Below are 4,818 nucleotides of genomic sequence, written 5' to 3' on the forward strand. Positions count from 1 at the left end.
TTACAAAGGGTACAGATTAAGCTGTACTTGCTTTTTTAATGATATTTCGTGTAAATAATGTTGCGATTGAAATACCGAGTATGGATAAAGAAAAGTGTGAAAGGAGACCAGTGATAAATAATGAAACCGTTATCTTTTCATTAAACATATGAAAGGCAATTGGATATATAACAGATATAAGGGATAGAATGCTGCAAATGATAAGTACCGTTACATATTTACCGAGGTATAGGGTCCATATGTTTTTTGTATGAGAAAGCGTCATTTGTTCTTGAACAGGGTCTTCCGTATGAAATAGTGTAATTGTAATCCAAGCTGAAAGTAAGTAGAGCGTAAGTGCTGTTTCTAAATATGTTGCAACAATTGGATTTGGTGTGTAGGAATAAACAAAGAGTAAACTGACGATATACATCGCGATGGGCGGAACATATTTATATGACTTTGTATAATCAAGAAAATTGTAACGAATGAGTGCAATCATAGCAATCCTTCTTTCTGTTTAGGAATTTAGGTTGTAATAGTGTAATGAATGCATTGTGATGTAATAAATATTGAAGTATGTCATTTGTATACGTCTTTTCAATTTGTAATCGAATAAGGTTTTTGCTTTCGGTGTATGTAACATGTATACAGCCAGATTGTTTCTGTAATTCTGGGATAGAAAAAGTGTGCGGTACCGTTGCTTCTATATAGATATGTTCTTTCGGGATTGTATCAGATGTTAAAATATCCGCTGTAATGGTATGGTTCGCTAATGTCACGATTCGGTCAGCAAAGTTTTCTAATAGTTGCTTTTCATGGCATGTGAAGAGAATAGTAAGACCCTGTTTTTTTAATGTAAGTAGTATATGTTCCAGTTCTTTTTGGGACTGTGGATCAAGGCCAGAAAGTGGTTCATCTAAAATTAATACATCGACATCACTAAGGAGTGCCTGCATAATACCTGTTTTTTGTTTCATTCCTTTTGAAAAATTTCTTATAACGGAATGATTGGCGTGTTGTAAATGAAAATTTTCTAGAAGCAAAGGGATTTTGTTTTGTAAATACTCTTTCGATAAACCATGAATACGGCCGAGGTGGTACAAATAATCTTCTAGTGTAAAACGAATGTCTTCTGGAAAATGTTCGGGTACATATCCGATTTTCATATTTGATGCTTTGTGGATTGTGCCTGTTGTTGGGGCAATAAATCCAGCAATCATTTTGAGTAAAGTACTTTTTCCAGTACCATTGCCACCGATAATGGCAACCGCTTGTCCTTTTGGGATAGATAAATGAATGTCCTTTAGTATCAGTTGTTTACCATAGACCTTCTGTATTTCCTTTAGTTCTAATAACAAAATGATTGCCTCCTTCTTTATAGGTTCTCTATATCCATTATATGGTATATCTTATTATTGGAACAATAAAAAAACGTGCAGCACGTGCACGTTTTTTTATAAAGCTTCTTGTCGAATCACCGATATATTTAGCGCTTTTCAATCGCCACAATAAATGGTGGGTTGTTTTGCTGGTTAATGAATCCGTAACGAAGTACGTGAGCTTCTTTTTGATCAAGCTCCTCGGCGAATTGTAAGACAGCATCGCGTTCTACTTGTCCTTCTGGATGCCCGTGATAAATGACAAGAACGATGATTCCTTCTGGTGCCATGACTGCTAATAACTGCTTGATAGCGGCAATTGTCGAGTTCGGTTTTGTGACGATATGCTTGTCGCCGCCAGGAAGGTAACCTAGATTGAAAATTGCTCCCGTTACTTTGCCTTTTGCTTCTGCTGGCAAGATTGATAATAGCGTATCGTGGCTATCATGAATTAAAACTGTTCGTTCTTCTAATCCTTTTTCTTTTAGATGAGTAGTCGAACTTTCAATGGCTTCTTTTTGAATATCAAATCCAAATACTTTCCCGTTTTCTCCAACAATCTCTGCTAAAAAACAAGTATCATGACCATTGCCAAGCGTTGCATCTACGGCATAATCGCCTTCTTTAACAGCTGTTTGCAAAAGTGTGCGCGCAAACGGTAGTACCCGTTCTAATTTCATACTTGCTTCACCTCGTTTGCATATTTTCCTTGCCAACTTCCGCGGCGTACGAATTCCGCATCGATGGCATTTAATACTTCCCATTTATTTAAACTCCACATTGGACCAATCATTAATTCAGGTGGACCGTCACCTGTGATGCGGTGCACAATCATTTCTGCGGGAATGATTTCAAGTTGATCGACAACGAGATTGACGTAATCTTCAAGGGAAAGAAATTCTAATTGTCCTTTTTCATATTGCTTCACCATTGGTGTTCCTTTTAATAAATGAAGTAAATGAATTTTAATTCCTTGTACATCAAGCTTTGCTACTTCACGTGCTGTTTCCATCATCATGTCATAGTCTTCAAGAGGAAGCCCGTTAATAATATGGGAACATATTTTAATGCCGTGCTTACGAAGTTTGTTTACACCTTCCACGTATGATGGATAGTCATGGGCACGGTTAATAAGATTTGCTGTACGTTCATGAACGGTTTGTAGTCCGAGTTCGATCCAAAGATATGTCCGTTTATTTAAATCAGCTAAATATTCAACAACATCATCAGGCAAGCAGTCTGGGCGTGTGGCAATAGAAAGACCAACAACATCTTTTTCTGCTAAAAGCGGTTCGAATTTTTCTTTTAACACTTCTACTGGAGCGTGCGTATTTGTGTATGCTTGGAAATAAGCAATGCACTTTCCGTCTTTCCATTTTGAGTGCATTTTTTCTTTCATTTCATGATACTGCGTTATAACATCATCGCGGCGATCACCAGCAAAGTCGCCAGAACCAGCAGCACTGCAAAATGTACAACCGCCATATGCGACTGTGCCGTCACGGTTCGGGCAGTCAAAGCCGGCATCTAATGAGACTTTAAAGATTTTTTCACCAAATTCTTTTCGTAAATGATAGTTCCAAGTATGGTAACGTTTGTTGTCATTTGTATATGGAAAAGGATTTTGAACCTTCATGCTTATATTCCTCCTAAATCTAAGAGCGTACAGTAAAAACAAAATCCATTATAACATACTCATAAGGTCGATATGGAAGGGACACACTAAAGGGGAAGTAACGGCAAGGAGGAATTTGTTATGGCAGAGCGTCAATCACTTGAAGAATACATTACGCAAGCAGAGCAAGCAATCGAATATGCAAAAGAACAATTAGATCTTGGCATGAGACAAGAGCATTACAATACAATGGAATATTCTGATGCGCAGCTAAAATTAGAACAGGCCTATAATGATTTACAAGTTATGCAGCAACATGCGAATGATGAACAGCGGGAGCAGCTAAACCGTGCTCGTATGGCAGTTCGTCAACTGCAGCATCAAATGATTATTACACCGCACTAATAAGGAGTGAATGTAATGGCAAAGCGTTCAGATCAAAATAATCCAGAGCAAAAAACACAAAATGGACACAACGCTGAATTTTCAAATGAACTCGATCCAGTTGTACAAGCAAAACAACGTAATCGTAAAAAAGGACAACCACAAAAATCGAAGCAATCAGAGTAAGCCAGGTCGCAGTAAGACCTGGCTTTACTTTTTAGCATGCCCAGCTAAGCTGGGCACTGCTTACTGGTGAAAGTCCAATCTAGGTAGGAACCAAGTCGCCTAGTAGTTGACAGCTGGTGGAGAAATCCTAAGGTTGAAGCTCTGTGACAAAGTAACTTCTAGTAGAAGTGCGAGCAAATCAGCAGACCGTAACATAAAGTGAACCTTGCCGCCTCGTTAAAAGTAACTTAACAATAGGACAAAGGGAAGTCGAGTCTGGTGAAGATGGGCGAAGATCATGGTAATTCTCTTATTTGTTATATAATTATAGTTTTTTATAAACTGGATATTTCAACAGATTTTTGAGTACAACGTTTCATAGCTGAAATGATAGCTGTTCTTAAGCCTTTTTCCTCTAATGTTGCTACAGCTTCTATTGTCGTTCCACCTGGAGAACAAACCATATCTTTAAGTGTGCCTGGATGTATTCCTGTTTCAAGTACCATTTTTGCAGAACCTAATACAGCTTGAGCTGCGAATTTATATGCTTGAGTTCTTGGCATACCATCTAGTACAGCAGCATCTGCCATGGCTTCTATAAACATATATACATATGCTGGAGAAGAACCACTTACAGATGTTACAACATCCATTAATTTTTCATTTACTATCTCTGTTTGACCAAAGCTATTAAATATATTTAGTATATCTTCTAGATCTTTTTCTGTAACCATTTCATTAGAACATAATGCAGACATTCCTTCTCCAACAAGAGCAGGTGTATTAGGCATTACTCTAACAACCTTTAACTTTCTGCCGAAAGCATCCTCAGTACTCTTAATACTTTTTCCAGCAGCAATAGTTACGACTATTACATCGTTTTTTATCTGCTCTTTTATTTGGTTAATTACTGATGAGTATAGGTCTGGTTTGATTGATAAAATTAAAATATCAGCATTGTTAGCTACTTCATTATTATCAGTAGTTGTAGTTATGTCATATTTATCACTAGCATTTTTTAAATTAATGACATTTAAATCTGAACAAATTATTTTATCTGCAGAAACTATATTTTTGTTAATCATTCCACCTATCATAGCGATACCCATGTTTCCGCATCCGATGAATCCTATTTGTTTGTTCATAATAACTCGCTCTTGCTCCTTTTATTATAAATTTTATTGGTTTGAAATTATTATTCTAAAAAAATTAAGGACATCCCGTACAGAAGAAATTAACATTATAAACTATATCGAGATTAGTATAAAAAAACATTTTAAGAGAGTGCATTAC

6 protein-coding genes and 1 pseudogene are annotated in these 4,818 nt (G+C 36.7%); 2 read left to right on the top strand and 5 right to left on the bottom strand.

The annotated features are described in order from the left end of the window. Positions 1-19 precede the first annotated feature (19 nt). The 4 genes and pseudogenes from V7183_RS08795 to V7183_RS08810 all read right to left on the bottom strand — a co-directional run. Positions 20-481 (bottom strand): annotated as a pseudogene (locus V7183_RS08795) (ABC transporter permease); the annotation flags it as partial. Beyond that, a complete protein-coding gene (locus V7183_RS08800; RefSeq protein ID WP_335359233.1) occupies positions 450-1,340 on the bottom strand; it encodes an ABC transporter ATP-binding protein in 891 nt (296 codons plus the stop codon). The pseudogene V7183_RS08795 and the gene V7183_RS08800, both read right to left, overlap by 32 nt. 128 nt (positions 1,341-1,468) lie before the next feature. Then, positions 1,469-2,041 carry a class I SAM-dependent methyltransferase gene (locus V7183_RS08805; RefSeq protein ID WP_335359234.1) on the bottom strand — a complete coding sequence of 191 codons (573 nt, stop codon included), beginning with the start codon at positions 2,039-2,041 and terminating at the stop codon, positions 1,469-1,471. Continuing rightward, positions 2,038-2,997: a TIGR01212 family radical SAM protein gene (locus tag V7183_RS08810; protein ID WP_335359235.1), complete on the bottom strand. Its 960-nt coding sequence runs from the start codon at positions 2,995-2,997 to the stop codon at positions 2,038-2,040. The genes V7183_RS08805 and V7183_RS08810 overlap by 4 nt, the downstream gene beginning before the upstream one ends. 120 nt (positions 2,998-3,117) lie before the next feature. Between V7183_RS08810 and V7183_RS08815 the strand changes: the two genes are divergently transcribed. Beyond that, entirely contained in the window at positions 3,118-3,381 is a 264-nt protein-coding gene (locus tag V7183_RS08815) for a YtzC family protein (RefSeq protein ID WP_097898061.1), read from the top strand. Positions 3,382-3,396: 15 nt separating this feature from the next. Further along, positions 3,397-3,546: a hypothetical protein gene (locus tag V7183_RS08820; protein ID WP_003208774.1), complete on the top strand. Its 150-nt coding sequence runs from the start codon at positions 3,397-3,399 to the stop codon at positions 3,544-3,546. 314 nt (positions 3,547-3,860) lie between these two features. Here V7183_RS08820 and proC read toward each other — a convergent pair whose 3' ends face one another. Continuing rightward, positions 3,861-4,670 (bottom strand): pyrroline-5-carboxylate reductase, encoded by an 810-nt coding sequence (gene proC / locus V7183_RS08825; RefSeq protein WP_335359236.1) that lies wholly within the window; start codon positions 4,668-4,670, stop codon positions 3,861-3,863. Positions 4,671-4,818: the final 148 nt, after the last annotated feature.

This window comes from Bacillus sp. JJ1127 (assembly GCF_036965845.1).
GTDB lineage: Bacteria > Bacillota > Bacilli > Bacillales > Bacillaceae_G > Bacillus_A.